Consider the following 22,276-nt stretch of genomic DNA (forward strand, 5'->3'; position numbering starts at 1 on the left):
GTCAGGCGGTCGGGCCGGAACCGGTCTCGCGCAGGACGTGCACCGAGCAGTGGGCGTGCCGGACCACCCCGGAGGCGGTGGAGCCCATCAGGGTGTGCTGCCAACCGGGCTGGGCCGAGGCGATGACGATGCAGTCGTGTCCGCCGTCCTCGGCCAGGTCGAGGATCGTACGTGCGCCGTGCCCGATCCTGGTGACGACCGTGACGTCCGGTGCGCCGCCGAACTCCTCCTTGACGGCGTCGGCGACGGCTCGTTCCTTCTCCACCACCACCGGCCCGATCGAGTAGATGTCGGCGGTCAGGTAGCGGGGGAGCTCCTCGATCACCGAGAGGACGGTGATTCTGCCGCCCGGGGACAGCAGGGACCGGGCGACCTCCATCGCGCGCCCGGCCTCGGGGCCGTGGTCGGGAGCGACCGGGACCATGATCTTCGAGTAGGACATGAGGGCTCCTCTCCGGGGTCCCGTGCCTGCCGGATGGAGAGACGGGCGGCCCAGACCGTCTACTAGTCACCGTAGTCGCCGATGTGGGGTCTCATCAGGGACGTGTGACGGATCAGACACCGTGGGGTCAGGTGTCAGCCGGCACGTCGGTGAGTGTCCTGGCGAGTGCGGGGTGCGCGGACAGCCGGTCGACGAGCTCGTCGTGCTGTGGCCCGGACAGGCGGGAGACGAGGACGGAGTTCCACTGGCTCAGGTCCTGGGCCAACTCTGCCTGACTGCGCCCCCGGCGGCTTCCCGCCCGCTTCCGCACGGCCTCGTCCACGGCGTCGCCATACGTGCGCGCCGCCAGCGTCCACAGGTCGGGCACGACGAGGAGGCCGTCCAGCGTGCTCGCCAGCGACACCTCCTGCGCACTCACCCGACCGTCTCCTCGCCGCGTCCAGCCCCACCGCCGCTCCCACCGCACCAGGTCCTTGACGGCCTGCTCGACCATGGCACCTGCGCCCTCGGTATCCCGGAGCCGCGCCCACATCGCCGCCACGGCGTCGGAGACGACGAAACGGGCCGCCTCCATAGGGTCCTCCGAGCGGAAGTAGTCGTACTCCCTCGTCTCGCACGCGAGGTCGACCAGCACGCTGACCGCCCGGACGGCAGTGTTCACGTCGTCGCCGGAAAGTGCCCTGATGCTGTCCTGCGCAAGCGTGCGGAAGGTCGTCCGCCAGCGTGTCCTCTCCTGCCGGGAGACCCTGCGGTCGCCGGCCAGATAGGCCCCCGAGCGAGCCAGGGCGGCGAACTCCGTCACGCGTGCCAGCACCTGTCCTGCGTCGGGTGGCTGCTGGCGGGCCAAGGCCCGTGCCCCCTTGGCCTGGGGCTCGAGGAGGTCCTCGATGCGCTCGCGGACCGAGCCGAGCCACGCCAGTAGAGGGTCCAGAGGATCTTCACCAGGTCCGCGCGGTCGAACCCGGACACCTTGGCGTGGAACTCGTCGCGGGAGAGCCGTCGTCCTGCCGTCATGCCGCGGACGATACTTCCCCTGCTGCTGACCGGAGCGACACCATTCGAACGCGACTCCCGTCGCTGGCGATCGTCGTCGAACGTTTGGCGAAGGGGACGCGTCAGGCCGTGCGGGGCCGGGCGAGGCGGCGGTGGACCTCGTCCCGCTCCTCCTCGGTCATCCCGCCCCAGACCCCGTAGGGCTCGTGGACCGCCAGCGCGTGCTCGCGGCACTCCCGCAGGACGGGGCACTGCTCGCAGATGGCCTTGGCACGGGCCTCCCGCCGGCGGCGCGACGGGCCGCGCTCACCCTCGGGGTGGAAGAAGATGTCGGGGTTGGTGGTGCGGCACAGTCCCTGGAACTGCCACTCCCACAGGGCGGCCACAGGCTCGGGCTGGTCGGACATGACAGACCTCCTCGGTCTGGGGTGGTCGTCCACCATGGCACCGAACAGTGCACCGGGATCACCTCCCTAGGGGTGAGACCGGTGCAGCGCTGCTCGACGGGCTGCTCCGCAGCGGCGGGGACGGCAGACTGGTCCCATGGCAACGAGCAGCTTCTGGTCGGGCACGGTGCGCGGCGGTGCGCCGTCGGCGGAGCAGGACGCCTCACTGGCCGGGATGGCCGCGTCCGCGAACCTCGTCCACAAGACGGTAGAGGCACTGGCCCGCGGCGACGAGGACAGGGCCCGCCGGCTGGCCGCACAGGCGGCCGCGCGTCCCTTCGACGAGCACGAGGAGATCTGGCCGGGCCCGTGGGCGGCGCACTACGCCCTCTTCGAGCGGGTCACGGACCTGGTCGAGGACTGGCCGGAGGGCGACCACGCCTGGGTCGGCGCGCTGGCAGACCTCATGGGACAGGTGTCGGGACGTCAGCTCGACGAGCTGCGTCACCTGGCGGCCGTCCTGGACCAGGACGCCCGCCTGCTGGGCGTGGACGACGCGGAGGCACGACGGCTCCGCAGCCTCGCCGGCGACGCGGACCCGCTGGCGGAGCCCAGCATCGGTGTCCCCGAGGACGAGCGGGCCGACTACGTGCTCGACCTCTCCCGGCTCGTGCTCCTGGTGCGGACGCGGCTGGAGGACCTTCTGCTCGACGACGTCGCACAGGATGGAGGATCGTGATGAGCCCGACGACGGACGACACAGGCCCCAGGCTGCTCTCGGGCGGCAACCCGCAGATCCCCAAGGGGGAGGGCGACGGGCCGGTGCAGGCCTACATCGCGGCCATGCCCGGCTGGAAGAGCGACGTCGGCCGGCGGCTGGACGACCTGGTCACGGGCACGGTGCCCGACGTGCGCAAGGCGGTGAGGTGGAACCAGCCGTTCTACGGCGCCCACGAGGACCGCTGGTTCCTGTCGTTCCGCTGCTACACGGAGTACGTCCAGGTGCAGTTCTGGCAGGGCACCTCGCTCGACCCGGTGCCACCGAAGGCCTCCAAGCACGACGAGGTGCGCTACCTGGACATCCACGAGGACGACGAGCTCGACGAGGACCAGCTGCGGTCCTGGATCGAACAGGCCAGCAGGCTGCCGGGCGCGAAGGTGTGATGACGCGCGCCCCGGTCGTCACCGACCAGGTGGGTCCGGGCCGCGGTCGGGCCGTCGGGATGGTCGGCCGGCGGTGGGGTCACAGCAGGCTCCGAGGGTCGGTGCCCCTCAGTGCCGCGCGCAGCAGGGCGTGGATGCTCTCCGGGGTGACGGGACGGGGGTTGGAGGCGGGCACGGCGGCGACGATGCGCTCGGTCGCCTCCGGAAGGTCCTGCTCCGTGAGGCCGACCTCGGCCAGCGAGCCCGGGGCGTCGGTGTCCCTGCGGAGCTGCTCGAGGGCCGCCACCGCGGCGGTGGCCCCGTCCTCGCCCGGGGCTGGTTCGCGCCCCAGCGCCGAGGCCAGCCGGGCGGCCAGGTCGGGGGGCACTGCGTGTGCGTTGTGCGCGAGGCTGTAGGCCACCACCACGGCGTGGGTCGCGGCGTGCGGCAGGTCGAACGTGCCACCGAGGACGTGGCAGATCTTGTGGTGCAGGCCCGACCCGGCGGTCGCGAAGGCCCGCGCCGACAGGTAGGCCCCGTAGAGGCACCGGTCGCGCCCGTCGACGTCGTCGGGGGCGGCCACGACGGCCCGCAATCCGGAGGACAGGGCCCGGACCGCCTCGAGGGAGAGCGCCACCACGATCGGGTCGGTGCCCGGCGCCCAGAGGTTGTCGACGCCGTGGGCCACGCCGTTGAGCCCGGAGGACACCGACAGCCCGAGCGGCAGCGTCCGGGACAGCTCGGAGTCGTAGATCACCGTCCGGGGAAGGACGACCGGGTCGATGCCGGTCCTCTTGGTGTGGTCGTCGGTCATGCCCCACATCGCGGTGGCCTCGGAGCCGGCGTAGGTCGTCGGGACGGCGACGACCGGCAGGCCGGTGGTCAGCGCGACCGCCTTGGCCAGCCCGGTCGTCGACCCGCCGCCGATCGAGACGACCAGGTCGACGCCGGCCGACTCCGCGGCTGACCGCGCCCGCTCGGCCAGGGTCACGGGCACGTGCTGGACGACCTCGTCCCAGCGCAGGGCCAGGTCGAGGTCACCGACCACGCGGTCGGCGAGCTCGCGCTCCGCCTCGCCCGCGATGAGCATGACGCGCTGCGCTCCAAGGCGGGAGATCTCCTCACGCAGGTGCCGCGGGGCCGCGCCGGTCTGGAGGATGACCCGCTGGGGGAGGGAGTCGTGAGTGAACGCGAGCGTCATACCGCGATCATCTCCGACTCGAGCCGCGCGCCGGCTGTGGGGGCGGGGTGGACGCCGGCCGGTTCGAGATCCCGAGCCTGCCCCTGGCGTTCACCGTGACCGTCGGTCCTCTGCCGTCCCCGCCGCGGTCGCCCGGCGGCGTCCGTCCCACACCGCCGCGGCCAGCGCCAGGAGCAGCAGCGTCAGTGCGGTGCCGATCGCGGCTCGCAGCCCCGCCCCAGGGTCGCTACCGTCCCCGGCCCCGAGCTGGTAGGCGGTGATGAGGACCGCCGCGCCGATCGCGGCCCCCACGCGCTGGCCGGTCTGTAGCGCGCCGCCGGCGGCTCCGCCCATCCGGGGCGGCACCTCGGCCAGGGTGAGGGTGAAGTTGGGCGAGACGACCGCGCCGCCGCCGAGGCCCGCCAGCAGCAGGGGCAGCACGAGGGCCAGCCACAACCAGGACCGGTCCTGCGCCCAGGAGGCGAGGACCGCCAGCAGCACGAGTCCGGTCATCATCACGCCCAGCGCCCGGACCACCAGCGGCCGCCCCATGCGGGTCACCGCACGGCCGGCCCACATCGAGGACACCGCCGAGCCCACGGCGAAGGGCGTGAGCAGCAGCCCGGTGGCCAGGGTGGAGTAGCCCAGTCCGTCCTGCAGGTAGACCGAGAGCACGAGGAACACACCGGTGAAACCGGTGAAGTAGAGCGCGCCGACGACGATGCCGTTGCCGTAGCCGGGCGTCTGCCGCAGCAGCGCGATGTCGAGCAGGGGTGCGCCGCCGGTGCGGGTGAGCCGCCGTTCCCACGCGACGAAGGCCCAGCCGGCCACCGGCACCCCGAGGAGCAGCCACAGGAGTCCGGTGGCGCCGGACTCGAGCGCCACGACCGGCAGCAGCAGGCACAACACGGCCAGCCCGAGCAGCACCGCCCCGCCCGGGTCCAGCCGGGTGTCGGCCTTCTCGACCTCGACCCGGGTGTCCGGCACCATCCGGGCGATCGCGCCGAGCAGCACCACCCCGATGGGCACGTTGACGAGGAAGATCCAGCGCCAGCCACCCTCCTCGCCGGCGAGCGCGATGATCACGCCGCCGAGCACGGGCCCGATCGCCGAGGCCACCGACACCACGAGTCCGAAGAGCCCGAAGGCCCGGCCCCGCTCGGCCCCGCTGAACAGCTCCTGGATCAGCCCGGTGTTCTGGGGCGTGAGCAGCCCCGCGGAGATTCCCTGGACCAGCCGGGCCGCGACCAGCACCTCGACCGAGGGCGCCAGCCCGCAGGCGGCGCTCGAGAGCACGAAGCCGGTCAGCCCGACCAGCATGAGCCGGCGCCGGCCCCAGGCGTCCCCGAGCCGGCCCCCGGTGACGAGCACGAGGCCGAAGCTCAGGGCATACCCCGACACGACCCACTGGATCGTCGCGGCCGAGGTGTCCAGGCTCGAGCGCATCGACGGGATCGCGACGTTGACGATCGTCACGTCCAGCAGGGACATGAACCCGACGGCCAGGGTGACGGTGAGGATCCGCCAGCGCGCCGGGTCGGGCTCGGCCTCCGTGGGGTTCCCGCTCTGCCGTTCCGGCGTCACGTCGTCGCCCCGGTCACCCGGCCCATGCTAGGACCCGGGGGCGTCGCTGCAGTCCACAGACTAGACGTTGCGCAGCCAGCGAGGACGGGGGTATGACGTGCTCACCCGGCAGATGTAGAGCCACGGTGTGGAGGTCCAGGGTTGCGGGACCGTCGCTCCATCCGGTGGGAGACCGCTGCCGGTCGACGCGGCGGCCGCTACAGGGCGAGGACGAAGTCGATGGGGCTGATGCCGCAGCAGCAACATCGCGCTGCCGGCGAGGACCACGGCGGTGACGGCGGCGAGGGCCCCCACGACGGCCGGGTGCCAGCGCCGGGCTCGCGTCCTCCTGGCGAGCCACACCAGGGCGAGCGCGACAGCGACGTTGGTCGTCACCGCGACCAGGAGGGCACGGACGTAGTCGTCGAGGTCGGGAGCCGCGACCACCCCCTGCGGCCGGAAGACCTCGAAGGCGGCGTACGCCATACCGTGAGTCACCAGCAGCGCCCAGGCGAGCAGCCCGAGACCTGCCGTCGTGAGCACGAGGAGGGCGAGCGTCCACCACACCGAGGCGAGCGTCGGGCGCGGATCGACCGAAGCGGACGCCGTCCTACCCATCTGCTGGAGTGTAGGGCGCTGCCGACGCCGGATGAGCCTAGGCTGCCGCCATGGGCGCAGGCGGGGCGACGTGATGGTCGGCATCTGGAGGCGCCGGGCCCGGCGGAAGCCCAGCTCGCCCGACCCGGTCGCGGCTTCCCTGGCGGGCATCACCGTCCCGTTGCGGCCCCGGCGGTCCGACACCGACGTGTCCTGGGAGGACCTGCCGCGCTGGATCGAGGTGTCCGAGGCCGAGGACGTCGACGGCTTCGACACCGTGGTCGGCCTCAGCGACGAGATCCAGCTCTACTGCGACCCCTTCGACGACGGACTCGACCGGGCCCTCGCCGACCAGCACGGGATCTCCAAGGTCGTCGCCGAGGACAGGGACCTGATCTACCTGCGGACCCGGCTGGCGCTGGAGGACGTGAGGGCCGCCGTCGTCCGGGCGGTCGCCGAGATCCACCACGCACGCCGCTCTCCCCGGCCCACGGGCGAGGTTCCGGACACGGTGGTCGAGGAGCTCGCCATCCAGATGGCGCCGCTGCTGCAGCAGTCCGGGTTCGCGCCCAAGCCGTCCTCTCCCAGGTACTTCTGGCGCGCCGGTGGTGACGGGTTCGCCCAGTCCGTGATGCTGAGCGCCGGAGGTGGATACGCCTCGGACGGCACCAGCTGCAGCGGGCTGGTCTCGGTCAGCGGCGGCACCTACGTGCCCGAGCTCGCGCACTGGAAGATCGCGACCCCGGAGCAGATGGTGCCCGGCTACAGCTGCGTGAGTGTCCAGGGATGGGCGCCGCCCGATCCTGGACGGATCCGTGACGTTCTCGCCTCTGTGGTGCTCCCCGCCATGGACGGGACGCGTGACCGCCGGGCACTCGCTGCCTGGGTTGCCGACGACCCTGGACGCGTGGGCATCCCTCTCACCCGGTGCGCCCGCGCCCTCGCCCAGTGGGGTCTGCTCGACGAGGCCACCCGGGTGGTCGAGCACCTCGAGACGGGCTGGCCGTCGCTGGCGGAGGCTCCCGACCTGCTCGAGGCCAAGACCCTGATCCGGCGGGGCAGGGGCGGGTGACCGCGCGCACGCCTGTCAGTTCAACTGGGTGAGCGGGGCGTAGTCATTCCTGCCTGAGCGGCGCCAGGTGGGTGAGGTAGGCGTCGAGGACGAGCTCGCCGTCGTCACTTGTGGCGTGGGTGCTGGCGGCATGCAGGGGAGTGCCGAACTCGCCCAGCAGGTCCAGCGCGGCGGTGCGTGTGTGTTCCAGGTCGAAGCGAAGCTTGCCGTCTACATGGCCCTTCATGTAGCGGATCTCGCGGGTGACCCGGAGGAACGCCGGCACCCAGGTGACCAGGTAGGCGGGAACCCCGGCGGAGACGGCCGGTTGAAGCTTTGTGGCGTCGGCGGAGAGGTATCGCTGCCAGCGGTCACGGATGTCGACGACGTCGCTCGCGTAGATCATCTTCGCCTCGATCATGGCCGCGGGACGGGTGCGGTCGTTTCCTTCCCACACGACGACGTCTGCCCGTGATACCAGTCCCGGGATGGTCTTCTCGCGCTGGGCCAGACGCGCTGGACGGAGCTCGGAGTTCAGCGCGTGGCGCAGCAGGTCGCAGAGTTCGCGCTCGCCACCCTGGCCGCAGATCTCGTAGAGCTCGTCGCCGCTCACCCTCTGCGGGGACTTCTCAAGGGCTCGGACGAGCATGCCTATCATGGTCGTCGAGTCAGACATGGAACTGCTCCAGCTCGGGGACGATGCCAGTCAGGTCGTGGACTCGGACAGCTGCTCCGTCGCCCTGCCTGAAATCCCGGACGGACGTGGACATGTCGTATCTCTCGCTGAACCTGTCCCGCAGCGAGAGCGGCGCGGTCCTGAGCGCCCACTCCACGCTCTGGGTGGAGGTTTCCAGAAACTCCAGCGGGCGCGGACCGACGACGTAGAGCTCTCTGGTCCTCGAACCGTCCGCCAGAACTAGACGGGCGAAGTCCGCGAACGTCGTCCGCTGCCGGGCGACGTTCCCACCGCTGCCCCTCCACACGGCGACCTTGAACTCGGCGACGCGACTCGACGTCTCGAGATCGAACTCCTGGTGAGGTCCCACGCCGGAGGCAAGAGACGGTCTGACCTCGATCTTCTCGCCGTCCTCAAGGATCTTTGCAAGGACCGCCAGGATGACAGTCGCGTGAATGATGTCGCTGATGCGCCCGAAGGCCTGACGGACGACCAGCGTCGAACGCAGGAGATCGTCGGTCATCTCCCGTCCCTCCAGCAACGCCAGGACATCTGCGCCGGCCTTTCCCACAAGATCCTGCTCCACCGAGGCGATGCGGTCGGTCAGGGGAAGCTCGTCCATGAAGTCGGCGAGCTGAGACGTCGCCTCCATCAGGGCGTGGCGGTCGGGTGGTGCTGGGGACGGGTTCACATCGGTCTCCTGTGTTTGCCCGGCTGGACCGCTGTCCGTGCAGCGACGGTTCCGGTGTGGTCGACGACTGGTCGGTCGGCCATGACGCGACGCGACCGCGCCCCCTGTCCGTCCGATGGGGACATTACTGGCTCAGGGGACATCGTGCTGGCAAACTTCCCTCCACGAGGCAGCAGGGGCGGCCGTCGGGGCAGGAGCATCACATGAAGGACGGCCAGGCCGGGGCGCTGCGAGGCCAGTACTCGATCGAGCTCGACGGCTCCTTCGTCGTCGAGGACGTCAGTTTCGACAGCGCCGCCAGGACCGTGATCGGCCGGGGCTGCCAGCTGCCGGACGAGGGGTGGATCCCGAAGCGACTGGTGGTGATCGGGCCGGCCCGCGAGGGCTGGCTCGTCGAGGTGCATCGTGGGCCAGCCCGCCTCTATGGCGAGGCGATGACCGCCGACGTCGACGACGGTGCACGACTGCACTTCGGACCTGGCACCCATCGGCTCGAGTGGCCCCTGCTCAAGCGTCGGGTGTCCCTCCAGGTCGACGTCGTCCTGCCCGGACGCCGGAGAGAGCTGGCTGGCCGTCCGATGTTCCGGGCCACGTCCTTGACGTCGTACCCACGTGCTCGTCGACACGTCCGCGGGGACGAGCGACGCACCCTCGCCGTCGCCTTCCGCTATCTCCTGCAGAACGAGCCCAAGCGCAAGGACCACTGGGCGAACGCCGGCAGGGAGCTCGGGATGTCGGCGACCAGTTGCGCCGGTGGCTGCACAAGCGACGGGAGCGGCTCCAGCGAGAACTGGCCGACGGCGGTCGACCCGTGGTCTTCCACGAGCTCGACGACTACGGCCGGTGGCTCGTCACCGAGGGTCGGCTCAAGCTGGGCGACCTGCCGCCGCAGCGGTGATGGGGACGCCCGTTCCCATCGGGGAGCACGACGGCCCCGCTCGTCCTTACCGTCGTGACCAACCCGAGGAGGAGCCATGACACAGCAGTCCCAGCACCGCAGCCAGAGGATCGACGACGGCCTTGCCCACGCCTTCGGCGTCAGCCGGCAGGGCACCGGCCGCGAGGAGAACCAGGACGGCTTCGCGATCGACGACCACGTGTGGATGGTGGCCGACGGCATGGGTGGCCACGACGGGGGCCGGCTCGCCAGCGCCGTCGCCGTGGCCACCGCCACGCTGAACGTCGCCCCCGACGCCGACCTGGTCGAGGTCGTCGACCTGTGCCACGTCACGGTGCTGACCGCCGGTCAGGTGGCCGACAGCCCCGACATGGGCAGCACCCTCGTCCTGGCGGTGCGCGACCCTGAGAGGGGCACGGTCCAGGTCGCCTGGTGCGGGGACAGCCGCGCCTACGTGCTGGTCGACGGTCAGCTGCGCCGGCTTACGACCGACCACAACGTGGCCGAGGAGGAGCGTGCCGCAGGAGTCATCAGCGCCGAGGAGGTGCACGACCACCCGGGGCAGGGGATCCTCACCAGCGCCCTCGGTTGCGGCTCGGTGGACACCCCCACGATCGGGCTCGTCGAGCTCGACTCCCGCGGTCGGCTCCTGTTGTGCACCGACGGGCTCACGGCCGGGCTGCGCGACGACGACATCGCGTCGCTGCTGTCCGTCGACGGCCTCACGGACGCCGCAGACAGTCTGGTGGCCGCCGCGGCGGCCGCCGGCAGCACGGACGACACGACCGTGGTGATCGTCGACCTCGAGCGCGAGCTCATGGAAGAGCCCACCAGCACGGATGCCGAGGGCGAGCTGGAGCACGTGGTCGAGGCGGTCACGGCGTTGGGCGCGAAAGTGACCAGGACCCGCGGCGAGGTGGTGGACTTCCAGCTCGGACGCGCGTCCGGCATCGCCTACGACAAGGGCGGTCAGCTCCTGAGGGCGTCCTTCTTCCTCGACCTCGGCGACATCGACCTGGACGAGGCGATCTCCTGGGTGGAGGCACAGCCGCGCTCGCGCACCGGCAGTCTCGAGGTGGGGGAGAGTGACGGACAGGTCCTTCTTCGCCTGCTCGTCGAGCGGGTGCTCCCGCTGGAGGACGGGGACGCGGCGGTGATCGCCGCCGAGGCGAGTTCCTACGCCGACGCCTGGCGCGAGCGTCGCACGCTTGCGGCGGCGGACCTGCCGAGCCCGCGGCATGCCCCTCCGTCGGTCCTCACCCGCCAACCCCAGGACGCCTGGCTGCTCTACGGCAGCCGCAGGTCCGTCTTCGGCACCGAAGAGCGGGCCGGCTTCATGCTGGATTGGGAGGAGGGGATCCACTCGGTCAATTGGACGGTGCCCAAGCACGCACGCCCGGGGGACCTCGTGTGGATCTACTTCAAAGCGCCCCTGAAGGAGATCAGGTATGCCGCGCGGGTGGCGAGTCACCCGTACTTCGATCCCCAGTTGATCGCCGAGGCCGACCGGCCGTTGGCCGCCCAGCAGTGGTGGGCGTGGCTGACCCCGCTGCAGGAGGTGGGGCCCGTGCCGCTGGCGACGCTCCAGGAGATCGCCGGCGAGCGCCTCGTGGGGCGTGTGCACGGCGGCACCTACCTACGCCCCGAGGTCTCGAACGCGCTCGTGGACCTCGTCTCGTCGGGTCCGGCCGCGGGGGAGGGCATCTTCCAAGAGCAGGTATGCCGTCGGCTGGGGCACCGGGACGGGCTTCCGGACCCCGAGACGATGGGGTGGCAGGAGTGGCAGACCCTTCCCGCCCAGCAACTCAGGCTGGAAGTGGATGTCGAGAGGTATGTGCGAGCCACTTCTGCGGCGGGTGGTCGCCGCGGTCGAGGGGGCCAGCCTGGTGCGGCAGAAGCAGCTCACGAGGCTGGTGCCTGACTACGCCGTCGAGGTGAACGGTCAGGTGGTGCTCGTCGTGGAAGTCAAGCAGCGCATCACGAGAAGACGCGGTCAGGACTGGGAAGGCGTGGTCGAGGCGAAGCAGCTGCGCCGCTACATGCGGGCCCGCAGCTGTCCTGGCTTGCTCATCGATGCGCACGAGGTGCACCTTTTCGGTTCAGAGACGGGCGATCCGCAGCAGACCGCTGCACGCTCTTCCGCGAGCACGACGCTGGTGGAGCAGGTGGCGGACATGCTCCCGACCCAGGTGAGGTCCAGCGGCGGCTACCAGGAGATGCTCCGCGGGTTGCAGGCGGAGAGTCTTGTGCTCCCGCCCCTGGGGAACGTCGCACCCACCGACGTGCAGTCCCTCGGGGAGTGGTGGTGGGGGTCGACGGCGCTGCGCTACCAGGACCTCTACACCTTCGATCCGGTGTTCCTGGGTCGTGTGGTCCGTCAGGAGGACGTCTTCACACTCGCGCATGTCGGACACGGAGCCAACAGCCACGCGCTGACGTTGGTCACCCGTCTCGGTCCACTGGCGATCTGCCTTCAGATCGCGTACGGCGGGGCCTATCGAGACCGGGACGTCGAGCGGGCAAGCGCCAACAGATGGTTCCGGCAGGTGTCAGAACTTGCCCAGCATGGGGTCACGTCCGAGCCCCCGCGGCACATGCTGATCTACTCGGATTTCTCGGGCTTTCAGGCCCTCGTCAGCCTCGATGAGGTGGAGAAGGGTGGCCGGAGCGTGGTGCACGAGCAGCGACTCGACTCGGAAGTGGAACTGTTCACGCTCGCCAGCGAGCTCGTGCAGAGGCGAAGGCCCTGAATTCGTGGCGGGCGCCCTGCTAGGAGCAGAGGCAGGCGCCGGATTTCGCCTTCTGGGTGAAGCACTTCCGACAGGTCTTCGGGCCGCGGGACGGCTTGCCCGCTGACCGAGGTGCCGGGGCAGCAGCGGCTCGGCGACCCGGCCGTTTGGGTGGCAGACCGTTCTGACGTCGGCGCTCGATGATGCGAGCCTCCGCCTGCCTGCCGCGGGCCCGCGGCTTGCGGTAGCCAAGGCCCGGACCCGTGTCTTGACTCAAGGGTGGCTGCCCATGCTGGCGAAGCAGCGTGGAGACCTCCCGGATGATCTTCAGGTCCTCGAAGCAGGGGCCGCACTCCTTCATCGGCGCGTAGGCACGGCCGCCGCAGGACCGACACTTCCTAGGTTCCTCAGGACCGATGTCGCGAATGTCCTTCCCGGGTGCGGTCCTGCGCTCGGAGGCGCCTCGTGCCCTTAGACGGACCTCGCCGGGGGAGATGCCACCATCATGGAGTCGCACTCGCCCTCTCATGTATTCCTCCTCACCTGCCGTCAGCGGTCATGATCAGGCATCACAGGTCAACCGCAGGGAACCGACTCGCGTTGTTCCCGATCTTCTCCGCCACGACCGCGTCGAGGTCGACCCCCAACACGTCGGTCAGCCGCAGCAGGTAGATCAAGATGTCGGCGACCTCACCCTTCACCTCCTCAGCTCGTGGACTGGCCATCACCTCCTGAGACTCCTCGGGCGTGAGCCATTGGAAAATCTCCAACAACTCGGAGGCTTCGACGGACAGCGCCATGACGAGGTTCTTCGGCGTGTGGAACTGCACCCAGTCCCGCTCCTCGGCGAACTGGCGGAGCCGATCCTGGAGTCGCTCGACGTTCATGCCCGCAGCCAATCGGCGCAGTCCTCGTTGTGCTTGGCCAGAGCTTCGCGGGCGGGCTGCTCGTCCAGCGTCGACGGCACCGTGAGGACAGTGCCGGCGAGGGCTTCATACTCAGTGCCCTGCAGCGCGGGGGAGACACGCACCAGGAGGCTGTCCGCCTCGACGGTCAGGAGGAAGAGGTCGAAGAGGGTATGGAGGTCGGCGCGGAGGAGCAGACCGTTCCAGACCTCGTTGGTCTGCTCGCCCTTGTGCGGCCAGATGTGCGCGGCCTCCAGCACCGACTCGACTGCGGTCCCCGTGATCGCGCACCGTCCCTCGTAGGCACTCAGGAGTGCTCCGCGGAACCGCGGCTGTCCCTGTCGAAGTGCCACCATCTGGACGCGACGGACACGGAGATCCTCGTCCATGTTGTCGAAGATCCTCTCCCGCTGCGCGTCGTTCAGTGACTGCTGAGGATTCGGGTCACCACCGAGGTAGTCGTCCAGGACCGCCTGCTGCTCCGGCTTCAGTGTCCGGACGAAGGTGGGGTTCTTTGGCAGGCCAGTGGCTGCAGCGACGTCGTGCCAGCGGGGCTGCTCGGCCGCCTCGCCCGCCAGCACCTCGAGGGGGAAGCGCTGGACATACGGCTTCTCCTCGGACCCTGGCCAGTCGTCCCACGGTCCCGGCGTCACCTGATCGGCGTCGATCTCGTAGGCATTCTGAAGCACCCGCACCTTGCCAAGCAGCAGCGAGGCCCCGCTCTGCCAGTAGTAGACGACGTCACCGGCTCTGATTCCACGCGCGGTGATCAAGTCCCAGAGGCCGTGCTCCTTCGCGTACTCCCAGTGCTGGGGGTAGTCCTTGCTGATCGTCAGCAGCCATGCCGCCACGGCATGCGCCTTCCGTGTTCATCACGGGGGAGGCGTGTCCAGCACTGGAAGCCTGTCGATCCGTCGGTGTGTGGTTGTGGTCATGGGCGGCTAGGCCGCCCGCTACCTTCGGAGCAAGCTCCGGAGGAAGTCCCTGGTCTGCGGGTCGGTCGAGTAGATCCAGGCGCTGCGCATTCCCCGGGTCAGCAGGACCTTGTAGACGTTGCGCACCAGCCGGTCGAAGTCGCGGTCCGACACTTTCGTGCGGTTGCGCAGCACCGGGTCGCGGTTGCCCTCGCGCACGGCTCGCCACCGCCCGTCGCGCCACACCAGGTCCGGCCCGATGATGATCCCCGCGTGGTCGTACTCGAACCCCTGCGCGGTGTAGATGCACCCCACCTGCCCGAAGCCCGCCGGGTCCGTCGCCCACAGGGCCGCCGCCGGTGCGCCGCCAACAGACCGGTCACCCTTGAGGTTCCACGGCCGCGACCAGTCGCCGATCCGCACGTCCTGCACGAGCGTCCCGTCCGGCTCGGGGTCCGACCACGGCCAGCAGTAGCCTGCGGCCATCCTCGCCGTGTATCCGTCTTCCTGCCGCAGCGCCAGCACGTGCTCCAGCTCGTCGGGGGAGTCCACGACACCCACCTCGAAGGCAGGGTCACCACCCCACCGGATCGGCCCGCCGGGCGCCAGCCCGAGCAGCCGCTCGACCCACTCGACATACAGCGCCGACCCACCGCAGCGGAACTGGTCGTCGAGGTCGATCTCGTGCACGTCCATGCCCAGCGACTCGGCATACTCCGTGATCGCCTGGACCGTGCCCATCTCCCCAGGCCGCACGACCTGGTTCTGGTCCAGCAGGAAGACCGGCACCCGCGCAGCGCTCAGCAGCTCGTCGAGCTGCGGCCGACCCGTGCGGTGCTCCTTGCGGGTGTACCGCGACTCCGACGTCTCCCGGATGCGGTGCGCCTCGTCGAGGATGAGGCACTCGAGCTCGTTCGGCTCGGCCGCCATGAAGCTGTTGAAGTAGCTGAACATCTTGCGCACGCGCGGCGCCCGCGCCGCAGCCACCTTGCGCAGGGTCTTGGTGAACGACTGCGAGCCGGTCGCGTGCATGACCGCACGCCCCTGCCGGGACAGCTCGCCCATGACCGACAGGGCGATGACACTCTTGCCGCTCCCCGGCCCGCCGCTGACGACGATGGCCGTCTTGGTGCTGCCCCGCCGCGCTTTCTCGACCGCGTGCAGCACCAGCTCGTAGGCGTCGCGCTGCTCGTCGAGCAGGACGAACTGCTCACGCCGCTGCATCTCGTCGGCCGCCAGGGCCAGCAGCTGCTTTGAGGGGGCGATGCGACTGCTCAGCAGCCGATCGGGCATATTCGGCGCCCGGCACCCCGGGCGCGAAACGGCTCCTAAGGAAGTCGAGGAACTCGCCCCGGTCCTGCCCGCTGAACATCCGCGCCGGCCTCTCGGGGTCGGGGACAGTCATGTCCCGCAGGTCCGCGATGCCCAGGTTGGTCGCGTTGTGCAGGTATGCCGTGCCCGCGAGCTCGTGCTCGTCCTCGGCCAGCGTGACGACGAAGTCGGTGAGGTAGTCGCAGTAGCCGCGCACCTGCTCCAGCGGGTGCAGCACCGGGTGGTTGCCGTAGCCGTCGATCCGCACCAGCACGTCGCTGTCCTCGAAGCGCTCCGCCTCGCTCCACTGCTTGAGCTCGACCACGAGGTATGACGCACGCCTGGTCTGCGGGTGCTGCCCGACGAGGACGACGTCGGCGCGCTTGCTGGTGAGCGGCAGCTGATACTCGACGAGCATCTCGACGTCCCCCAGCCCGGCGTCGAGTAGGTCGGCGCGCAGGCGGGGGAGACTGCGCTCCCACGAGCGCCGTTCGGAAGGTGAGGCCGACCGACCGGTGGTGATGGCCATCTGCTCCGCGATGTGCTGGGACAGCTGCGCTTCGGCGACCGACAGTCCGTGCGCGGACGATCGATGCAGGAACACGAACAGGACTCCCCAGGCAGCACGAAACTCGTGCGGGTGGGGGCGTGTCCAGAGAGGAAGCCCGTCGGGCCGCTATGACAGACGAACCATACAAGTCGTCACTCCCATGCCGGTCGCGGTGTGCCGCGGGTAGAGTGCGTCGTGCAGGGATGCGCCGGTGAACTAGGCGCAAGATGCCAGGGAGGCAGCAATGAGTGTGGGACCCAGCCATCTGCCCCCGCCAGCGCCCCGACGCCGGCCTCCACCGCCACCGATGACCAGTATGCCCCCACCGATCCCGGGCACGGGACTCGGTGCTCGTTCTCCCCGCGTAGGTGCTGAGGCAGTTGTGCCTCCGCCACTCCTCATCCAGCCGTCGCAGACACCGATCCCGGTGCACGCCCACATCCCCCGTCAGGAGCCCAACTCTCTGCAGGGACAGAGTGGCTTCGCTCCGCCAGCAAGCTCGGCGATGGACAAGTCGGTGGGCTTGGCGTACGTCTTGTGGCTCCTTCTCGGCCTGATCGGCGTCCACCACTTCTACATCGGCAAGATCGGCCGCGGGGTGGGGTATCTGCTGACCCTGGGCTGGTTCACCATCGGGTGGTGGGTGGACCTCTTCACGCTGGCGTCCCAAGTCAGGAGACTCAACACCGAACGACGGATGGGCCTGAGATGAGTCCAAGGCGGGGACGCAGGGCCATAAAGGTCGAGGTGGTCGAGCAGGATGAAGAGTACGAGGAGATCGAGGGCAAGTTCAGATTCTTGAAGGGCACCACGCCCGACCTGTCTCGAAAGACTCCGGGCGCGCTGCGCGCGACGACGCGCGACGACCAGAGGCACCTCGTAGGGCAGGCCGAGTTCATCCCAAGAAAAGATGACGACATAGAAGTATGGAGTCTGTCCGCGGACGACGTCTGCGAGACGGACGAAGATCCTCCTGACGTATTCGACGCCGTCCCGTGGCCCTTGGCCGTCGGCTTGCTAGGCCTCAGCGTCGTGGGCGCCATAGTCGAAGCCCGCAAGGAGAAGGAAAGGGTCAATGAAGCGGAGCAGCCGGCGCGGGAGATGGAGGCCGTCGTTGCTGCCCTTCCCCCTGCTGGTTGGTACTCGGTTGCATCCGACCTCCATGAGCTCCGCTATTGGGACGGCTCTGCCTGGACCAATGAGTTTGCAAGAGTGCGGGATGCCTCCACCGCTGTCCCTGCCGATTGGTACCCAGACCCCACCGCGCCGGCAAGCCGTTTGCGCTACTGGGACGGATCGTCATGGACAGAGCACCTCCAACCGACGAACGTTCCCGCTGACTGGTACCCCGATCCTTCAGACCCATCGTTCTTGCGATGGTGGGATGGCGCAATGTGGACCCACCACGTGGCTCCCGCGGTTGACGACGGGCGAGCGGGCGGGCTGTCGGTTGCTGTGAACGTCGGCCAAGACGACATCTACATGAGCTGCGGGGAATGGGAGGCTCACGTACGCGCATGGGCTGCCGCTGGCGCCCTCGAGCAGTCGCTGTGGTGGCGCATCACGCACGCCCACATCACGGATGCCTACCCTGGGATCTTGGAGACTCAGCGACGGATGCAGACCCTGACACCCGCCGAGAGCGCTGCGTGTCTGCAGTCCATCGTGCAAGGCAACCCAGCACTGACCCAGCAGTTTGCAGTGCACGAGCTGCTGGCGTTTCTTACCCGAGGGGAAGGGCGAACTGGCTCTAGACATCGGATGATGCTCAACGAGTGGCCCTAAGCCTGGCCCTGGGACGAGGTGGCACTCGACGTGATCAGTTCACCGCCTCGGAGCCACGCTCGTCCATGGCCCGCGTCTCCTCCAGGATCTCGTCCACATCGACGATCTCCTCCTCCGAGAGCGTCGGAACTGACGAACTCGTCCACTCACCGGGATCGATGCCGTACCTCTCCGACAGGGCGCGCAGGCGGTACACGGCCTGCGCCCGCTCGAAGGTCTTGTCGACGAGGGATGCCGTGAGGGCGGCATTGATTCCGATTCCAGCCACCGGCACGAGCTGAGCAAGCTTCCTCTGGGTGAGGCGGAGACCAAGGCGCTGGTAGACCTTCTGGAGCACTTTCACCAGCAGGTGCTTGTTCAGCTCGTTCCACGTCGCCCTGCGCATCATGCGCTGGGTCAACCGCGACAGGGCGGCCAGGGCCTGGGTTTTCGCACCGACATCACCGGCCATTCCCAAGGACAAGACACCCATCGCGAAGAGTTCCTCACCCGGATCTCGCATGTCGTAGCCGTACCGGCTGGCGATATCTCCTACGGCGCGTCCCATGAGCGCCAACGAGGCGACCGCATCCACGGCGACAGCGGCTACGACCACACCGGCAGTCGCACCGCCGCTGACGGTCGTCGCCACCTCTGACCCCGTCACGGCGACCGCAGTCGCTGCGCCCTCGCCCGCGGCGATGCCGGTGTAGAACTTCCGAGACGGCTGACGATGGTCCCTGTCCTCGAGCGGAAGCTCACGAACCTCGGCCATGCCGAGAACAGCCGTGCCCTTGCGTCCGTACATCTTCAGGACCGAATCGGCGGTGGCGGTGCGCAAGGCGGGCCTGAACGTAAGGGACAGGGTGCCGTCCATCGCGCGGCTGACGACGCCCTGGACGGATTCGGATCCTGGCAGCTCCTGGAACCGTTCTCCGGCACTTGAGACAAGCGCCGCGGTTCGCGCACGAACACGCGCGGGGACGATCTTGCGCCGAGACGCGTGCAGCACCCGGATCGAGTCGTCCCAGGCCCGTCGCTCATACGGTGTCATCCTGCTCAGGTCCGCCATACCTTCTCCTGCAGTTGTGCCGTTCATGCTCAACGCTCTTCGAACTGCGACTGGTCGAACTTGAGCACCGTCGCGTTCTCCTTGACCGTGCGCACTGTGGATTCGTCAAAGCCGGCATGGTCCTCCGCCTCAATCTCGACCCGCACTGTGACCGTGCGTCCAGGCTTGGCCAGGTGGACCAGCACCTCGTCGGCGATCTGCCTGAAGTCCAGCGTGTACCGGATCGGGTCGAGCACTGCTGTCGCGAAGTATCGGGTCATCACTTCCTCACCCGGCGAGGGAGGTGGCAAATCAGGGTCTGGTCCCGGCGACACCGGAGGTACGACCGTCACGTCGGGCGTGTCGGGTCGCTCCAGTGCCTCGAGCCGACGCTGCTCAAGAGCGACCTCGGGCCTGACCACCAGCCATTGGTCCGTCGGCTGGGGCGCCGGTGACTCACCGGGCAGCCACAGCCCCAAGTAACGCCCCGCTGCCTCGTCATACCGCTCCGCCAGAGCCACCCCGTCCCGCTCCCACGTGAGCGTGGTCGACTGGGTCAGCCCGTCCGTCAGGACGCCGCGAGCGGTCAACCGGGGCATGTAGGGGTAGTCCGTGTAGAGCCCCCACAGCTCGCCGACGCTCATGTGACCTGACGCCCACACTGTCGGCACCTGGTTGATCGCCATCCGCGCCGACGTCATCGCATGGACGTCGGCCAGGTCGCCGTCCGTCTTCAGTCGCTTGCCGACTTTCTCGGCGAGGGAGCCAGATCCCTCGACCTTGGTCTCGGCGATCACCCACGGCTCACGAGCGTTCGGCTGCCGTGCGTGCAGCACCCACTGGTAGGTCAGCTGCAGCCGGGCGGCAGCCGTCTCGTCCGCACGTTTGAGCTTCTCGTTCGCCTGCGCTTTTTGGTTGTCGGTCAGGTCCAGATCCGTGCTGGAGAGCACGTACCTCCAACCCAGGTACTCCCTCACCGAGCGCTCCAGCTCCTCGAGCCTCGACTCGTCCGCTGCGAGGAAGACGAGCATGTTGCGGTGGGTCCTATTCGAGCTCCCGCGCTTCTCGAGGGTCTGTCGTGCCGCATCGACCGCGGTCGAGCCCGGCTCCGTCCCGCGACGGCTCCTGTGAGACACCTTCGGGTGCAGCACCACAAGACGAGCCTCATCGGTGTCCGGTACGTCCGCGTCGGACTGCGGGCAGACATGGACGGCGCCGAAGATGCCACGCAGGCGGCCTTCCTCGGCCAGCCGCCTGACGATCTCCGCCCAGACGTCTTCGGGGTGCAGCCGCTCGGCCTGGTCCTTCGCGCTTCGGGAGATGTTGGCCTGGAGGTCGTACCAGTGCTTGCCCTGCCCTGAGTAGTAGTAGGTGGCCCGGTCCCCGAGGGCGTTGAGCGACGCGTGGAAGTCCCCCGTGCGGTCGCCAGGGACTGCCGTCCCCAGGAAGACCCGCTGGGTGTCGAGCCCCTTGTGCGCCGACCCGATCGTCGGGACCGCGCCGAAGAAGACCGTCCGCGCCAGTCGCTTCGTCAACGATCGGGACCCAAACTGCGTCTTCTCCTTGTCAATCCGCGCAGGTTCGGACTCCAGCCCGTCGACGTCCGCGTCGATGACTGCCTTCCACGAGTCCTGGAGGTACTGCGAGATCTCGGAATTCACCGAGGCAGCCGCGAGTGGGAGAGAACCTGGCATGATCAGCGGCCAGTTGTCCTCCCCCACCCAGAGCGCGTGGACGACGGCGTTCATCAACCGGAGCACACCACGCGTCCGCTGGAACCGCTCAAGGCTGGACCAGTCCTCGTAGAGACGTTCGAACAGCTCCGGATGGATCGGGTAGGTGTGCCTGATCCTCTCCTCGTAGTTCGGGTCGCGGGACTCGGCGGGGAAGTCGCCGGGGTTGGCTCGGTAGAAGTCCACGAAGGCACGCGCTGTGGCACCGATAGCCGCAAGGGCCTCCGCGTCGGGCGTGGTGAAAAGCCGTTGGCGCACGATGTGGTATGCCTCGGTGGACGACGCGGACCGCCACTGCTCGGCAACGCGACGCACGACGTTCTGCAGACGCTTGAGCGCCTCCATGCCGTGGGATCCGCCCACCTCTTCCATGTGGCCGACTGGCGGCTCCTGCCCCGCCTCGGAGACGCCCGTCTCCGATGCCGGGATCGAGATGGCGAGAACTATGCCGCCCGTGCCCTTTGCCGCCTCTGTCAACGACTGCGCGAACGTGAACTGATTGTCGAAGGTGCCGCCGGTGATCCGCTCCTCGTCCGGGCCTACGCCGTACAGGCTGCGGGCGTAGGCCACCCACTCGTCGATCAGGATGACCGCGGGGGAGTATGCCGCGAGGAGGCGGTGGAGGGCGGCGCCGGGCGGGGTGGAGGCTCGGTCGGCGTCGGCGACTATGGCGTAGCCCTTGGCGCCGCCGAGCTGCCAGGCCAGCTCCCCCCAGATGGTGCGGACGAATGTGCCGTCGGGCTTCTGCTCGCCGGTGGGGGCGAAGTGGTTGCCGACGATGGCTACCCGGTTGACGCGCTGACCGTCGAGCAGCTCGAAGTTGTGGGCGGCGAGCAGCTCCTGGACCTCCTGAGGGTAGTCACCGAGTCGCGTGGCCCCGGCGAGGTGCCACAGGGAGAGCATGGAGTGGGTCTTGCCGCCGCCGAAGTTGGTCTGCAGGTTGATGACGGGAGAGGCGTTGTCGTCACCGCGGAGCCGGTCCACCGCGCGACCTATGAGGTCTCGAAGGCCCTCGGTCAGGTAGGTGCGGCGGAAGAACTCGACCGGATCGGCGTAGTCCCTGCCGCTCTCCTCGCCGCTGGCCACCTTGTACAGGTCAGCCGCGAACTCCGAGGCCTTGAAGTTGCCGCTCGCCACGTCCTGGTGGGGCGGAAGGACCTCGCGCCATGGACGCAGCCCACCTGAGAGCGGACTGGTCGACACGGTCTGCTTGAGGGTGCGTCGGTCGTCCTTGTCGGCGCTGACGCGACGCAGGTTGGTGCGGATGCGGGCCACCTGCTCGGCCGCGGCAGGAGCGCCGACCACCGTCAGTAGGCGTTCTGCGGTGTCCAGCGCGCGGTAGGCGTCGTCGTCGGTGAACGGCTTGTTGTGCGCCCAGGCGTTGCGGACCTCGCGAAGCTCGCTGGCGTAGGACTCACCTGCGCGCCCGATGGCGTCCGACAGCGGATACCAGTGGGGCCGGTACCCGGTCGTGATGTTCTTCTCGGTCAGCATGCGGAACTGCACCTGCGGGTCCAGCGGGTCGTACTCCTTCCCGGCCGGCGCACCGTTGCGCACGTCCTTGCCTTGGACGAGCTTCGTCCAGTCAGCACCGAGGGCAGGGTCGTCACGTCCCACTGCGGTGGAGATGAAGTCGTCCAGCGCCGGAGCGAGAAGCTCGAACATCTGCCCGATGCGATCGCGATTGCTCAAAGCCATA

General features: G+C 69.2%; 22 protein-coding genes. 8 read left to right on the forward strand and 14 right to left on the reverse strand.

Going from position 1 to position 22,276, the window contains the following annotated elements; translation table 11 throughout:
- Window position 1: 1 nt before the first annotated feature.
- The 3 genes from ACQ95T_RS07935 to ACQ95T_RS07945 all read right to left on the reverse strand — a co-directional run bounded on the left by ACQ95T_RS07935 (window position 2) and on the right by ACQ95T_RS07945 (window position 1,842).
- Window positions 2–442, reverse strand: a complete 441-nt coding sequence (locus tag ACQ95T_RS07935; RefSeq protein ID WP_425940854.1) for a universal stress protein — start codon at window positions 440–442, stop codon at window positions 2–4.
- 127 nt (window positions 443–569) lie between these two features.
- Window positions 570–1,256: a hypothetical protein gene (locus ACQ95T_RS07940; RefSeq protein WP_431473726.1), complete on the reverse strand. Its 687-nt coding sequence runs from the start codon at window positions 1,254–1,256 to the stop codon at window positions 570–572.
- A 301-nt stretch (window positions 1,257–1,557) separates the two neighbouring features.
- Window positions 1,558–1,842: a WhiB family transcriptional regulator gene (locus ACQ95T_RS07945; RefSeq protein ID WP_425940858.1), complete on the reverse strand. Its 285-nt coding sequence runs from the start codon at window positions 1,840–1,842 to the stop codon at window positions 1,558–1,560.
- A 136-nt stretch (window positions 1,843–1,978) separates the two neighbouring features.
- Here ACQ95T_RS07945 and ACQ95T_RS07950 point away from each other — a divergent pair, with 136 nt between their 5' ends.
- Both ACQ95T_RS07950 and ACQ95T_RS07955 read left to right on the forward strand, forming a co-directional pair.
- Window positions 1,979–2,560 (forward strand): hypothetical protein, encoded by a 582-nt coding sequence (locus ACQ95T_RS07950; RefSeq protein ID WP_425940860.1) that lies wholly within the window; start codon window positions 1,979–1,981, stop codon window positions 2,558–2,560.
- A complete protein-coding gene (locus ACQ95T_RS07955; protein ID WP_425940862.1) occupies window positions 2,560–2,985 on the forward strand; it encodes a DUF1801 domain-containing protein in 426 nt (141 codons plus the stop codon). The genes ACQ95T_RS07950 and ACQ95T_RS07955 overlap by 1 nt, the downstream gene beginning before the upstream one ends.
- Window positions 2,986–3,064: 79 nt before the next feature.
- Here the strand turns inward: ACQ95T_RS07955 and ACQ95T_RS07960 are convergent, their stop codons facing one another.
- The 3 genes from ACQ95T_RS07960 to ACQ95T_RS07970 form a co-directional block, all read right to left on the reverse strand.
- Window positions 3,065–4,165, reverse strand: coding sequence for a maleylacetate reductase (locus ACQ95T_RS07960; RefSeq protein ID WP_425940864.1), 1,101 nt, complete (start codon window positions 4,163–4,165; stop codon window positions 3,065–3,067).
- Window positions 4,166–4,255: 90 nt separating this feature from the next.
- The gene (locus tag ACQ95T_RS07965) at window positions 4,256–5,728 is read right to left on the reverse strand and encodes an MFS transporter (protein WP_425940866.1); all 1,473 of its coding nucleotides are present in this window, start codon (window positions 5,726–5,728) and stop codon (window positions 4,256–4,258) included.
- A gap of 60 nt (window positions 5,729–5,788) precedes the next feature.
- Entirely contained in the window at window positions 5,789–6,325 is a 537-nt protein-coding gene (locus ACQ95T_RS07970) for a hypothetical protein (protein WP_431473727.1), read from the reverse strand.
- A gap of 73 nt (window positions 6,326–6,398) precedes the next feature.
- Between ACQ95T_RS07970 and ACQ95T_RS07975 the strand changes: the two genes are divergently transcribed.
- Window positions 6,399–7,376, forward strand: coding sequence for a hypothetical protein (locus tag ACQ95T_RS07975; protein ID WP_431473728.1), 978 nt, complete (start codon window positions 6,399–6,401; stop codon window positions 7,374–7,376).
- Window positions 7,377–7,419: 43 nt separating this feature from the next.
- On the opposite strand, the gene ACQ95T_RS07980 is transcribed toward ACQ95T_RS07975, so the two are convergent.
- Together ACQ95T_RS07980 and ACQ95T_RS07985 are read right to left on the reverse strand one after the other, a co-directional pair.
- Entirely contained in the window at window positions 7,420–7,968 is a 549-nt protein-coding gene (locus ACQ95T_RS07980) for a hypothetical protein (protein WP_425940869.1), read from the reverse strand.
- A gap of 55 nt (window positions 7,969–8,023) precedes the next feature.
- Window positions 8,024–8,722, reverse strand: coding sequence for a hypothetical protein (locus tag ACQ95T_RS07985; RefSeq protein ID WP_425940871.1), 699 nt, complete (start codon window positions 8,720–8,722; stop codon window positions 8,024–8,026).
- Between the two features lie 745 nt (window positions 8,723–9,467).
- On the opposite strand from ACQ95T_RS07985, the gene ACQ95T_RS07990 reads away from it, so the two are divergent.
- From ACQ95T_RS07990 to ACQ95T_RS08000, 3 genes are all read left to right on the forward strand, one after another.
- Window positions 9,468–9,620 (forward strand): hypothetical protein, encoded by a 153-nt coding sequence (locus tag ACQ95T_RS07990; RefSeq protein ID WP_431473729.1) that lies wholly within the window; start codon window positions 9,468–9,470, stop codon window positions 9,618–9,620.
- Between the two features lie 76 nt (window positions 9,621–9,696).
- Complete coding sequence (locus tag ACQ95T_RS07995; protein ID WP_431473730.1) at window positions 9,697–11,541, forward strand: PP2C family protein-serine/threonine phosphatase; 1,845 nt, start codon at window positions 9,697–9,699, stop codon at window positions 11,539–11,541.
- Window positions 11,534–12,370 (forward strand): hypothetical protein, encoded by an 837-nt coding sequence (locus ACQ95T_RS08000; protein ID WP_431473731.1) that lies wholly within the window; start codon window positions 11,534–11,536, stop codon window positions 12,368–12,370. Before ACQ95T_RS07995 ends, ACQ95T_RS08000 begins: the two co-directional genes overlap by 8 nt.
- 548 nt (window positions 12,371–12,918) lie before the next feature.
- Here ACQ95T_RS08000 and ACQ95T_RS08005 read toward each other — a convergent pair.
- The 4 genes from ACQ95T_RS08005 to ACQ95T_RS08020 all read right to left on the reverse strand — a co-directional run bounded on the left by ACQ95T_RS08005 (window position 12,919) and on the right by ACQ95T_RS08020 (window position 16,083).
- Window positions 12,919–13,236 (reverse strand): nucleotide pyrophosphohydrolase, encoded by a 318-nt coding sequence (locus tag ACQ95T_RS08005; protein WP_425940877.1) that lies wholly within the window; start codon window positions 13,234–13,236, stop codon window positions 12,919–12,921.
- A complete protein-coding gene (locus ACQ95T_RS08010; protein ID WP_431473732.1) occupies window positions 13,233–14,105 on the reverse strand; it encodes an HNH endonuclease in 873 nt (290 codons plus the stop codon). The genes ACQ95T_RS08005 and ACQ95T_RS08010 overlap by 4 nt, the downstream gene beginning before the upstream one ends.
- A 102-nt stretch (window positions 14,106–14,207) precedes the next feature.
- Window positions 14,208–15,461, reverse strand: coding sequence for a DNA/RNA helicase domain-containing protein (locus ACQ95T_RS08015; protein ID WP_431473733.1), 1,254 nt, complete (start codon window positions 15,459–15,461; stop codon window positions 14,208–14,210).
- Window positions 15,379–16,083 carry a hypothetical protein gene (locus ACQ95T_RS08020; RefSeq protein ID WP_431473734.1) on the reverse strand — a complete coding sequence of 235 codons (705 nt, stop codon included), beginning with the start codon at window positions 16,081–16,083 and terminating at the stop codon, window positions 15,379–15,381. The genes ACQ95T_RS08015 and ACQ95T_RS08020 overlap by 83 nt, the downstream gene beginning before the upstream one ends.
- A gap of 451 nt (window positions 16,084–16,534) precedes the next feature.
- Between ACQ95T_RS08020 and ACQ95T_RS08025 the strand changes: the two genes are divergently transcribed.
- Together ACQ95T_RS08025 and ACQ95T_RS08030 are read left to right on the forward strand one after the other, a co-directional pair.
- Window positions 16,535–16,741, forward strand: coding sequence for a TM2 domain-containing protein (locus tag ACQ95T_RS08025; RefSeq protein ID WP_425940881.1), 207 nt, complete (start codon window positions 16,535–16,537; stop codon window positions 16,739–16,741).
- 35 nt (window positions 16,742–16,776) lie between these two features.
- Window positions 16,777–17,814, forward strand: coding sequence for a DUF2510 domain-containing protein (locus tag ACQ95T_RS08030; protein ID WP_425940883.1), 1,038 nt, complete (start codon window positions 16,777–16,779; stop codon window positions 17,812–17,814).
- 34 nt (window positions 17,815–17,848) lie between these two features.
- Here the strand turns inward: ACQ95T_RS08030 and ACQ95T_RS08035 are convergent, their stop codons facing one another.
- The gene (locus ACQ95T_RS08035) at window positions 17,849–18,865 is read right to left on the reverse strand and encodes an EcsC family protein (protein ID WP_425940885.1); all 1,017 of its coding nucleotides are present in this window, start codon (window positions 18,863–18,865) and stop codon (window positions 17,849–17,851) included.
- A 29-nt stretch (window positions 18,866–18,894) separates the two neighbouring features.
- Complete coding sequence (locus ACQ95T_RS08040; protein ID WP_425940887.1) at window positions 18,895–22,275, reverse strand: Swt1 family HEPN domain-containing protein; 3,381 nt, start codon at window positions 22,273–22,275, stop codon at window positions 18,895–18,897.
- Window position 22,276 lies beyond the last annotated feature (1 nt).

It is taken from the genome of Ornithinimicrobium carbonis (genome assembly GCF_050703245.1).
Taxonomy (GTDB): domain Bacteria; phylum Actinomycetota; class Actinomycetes; order Actinomycetales; family Dermatophilaceae; genus Ornithinicoccus.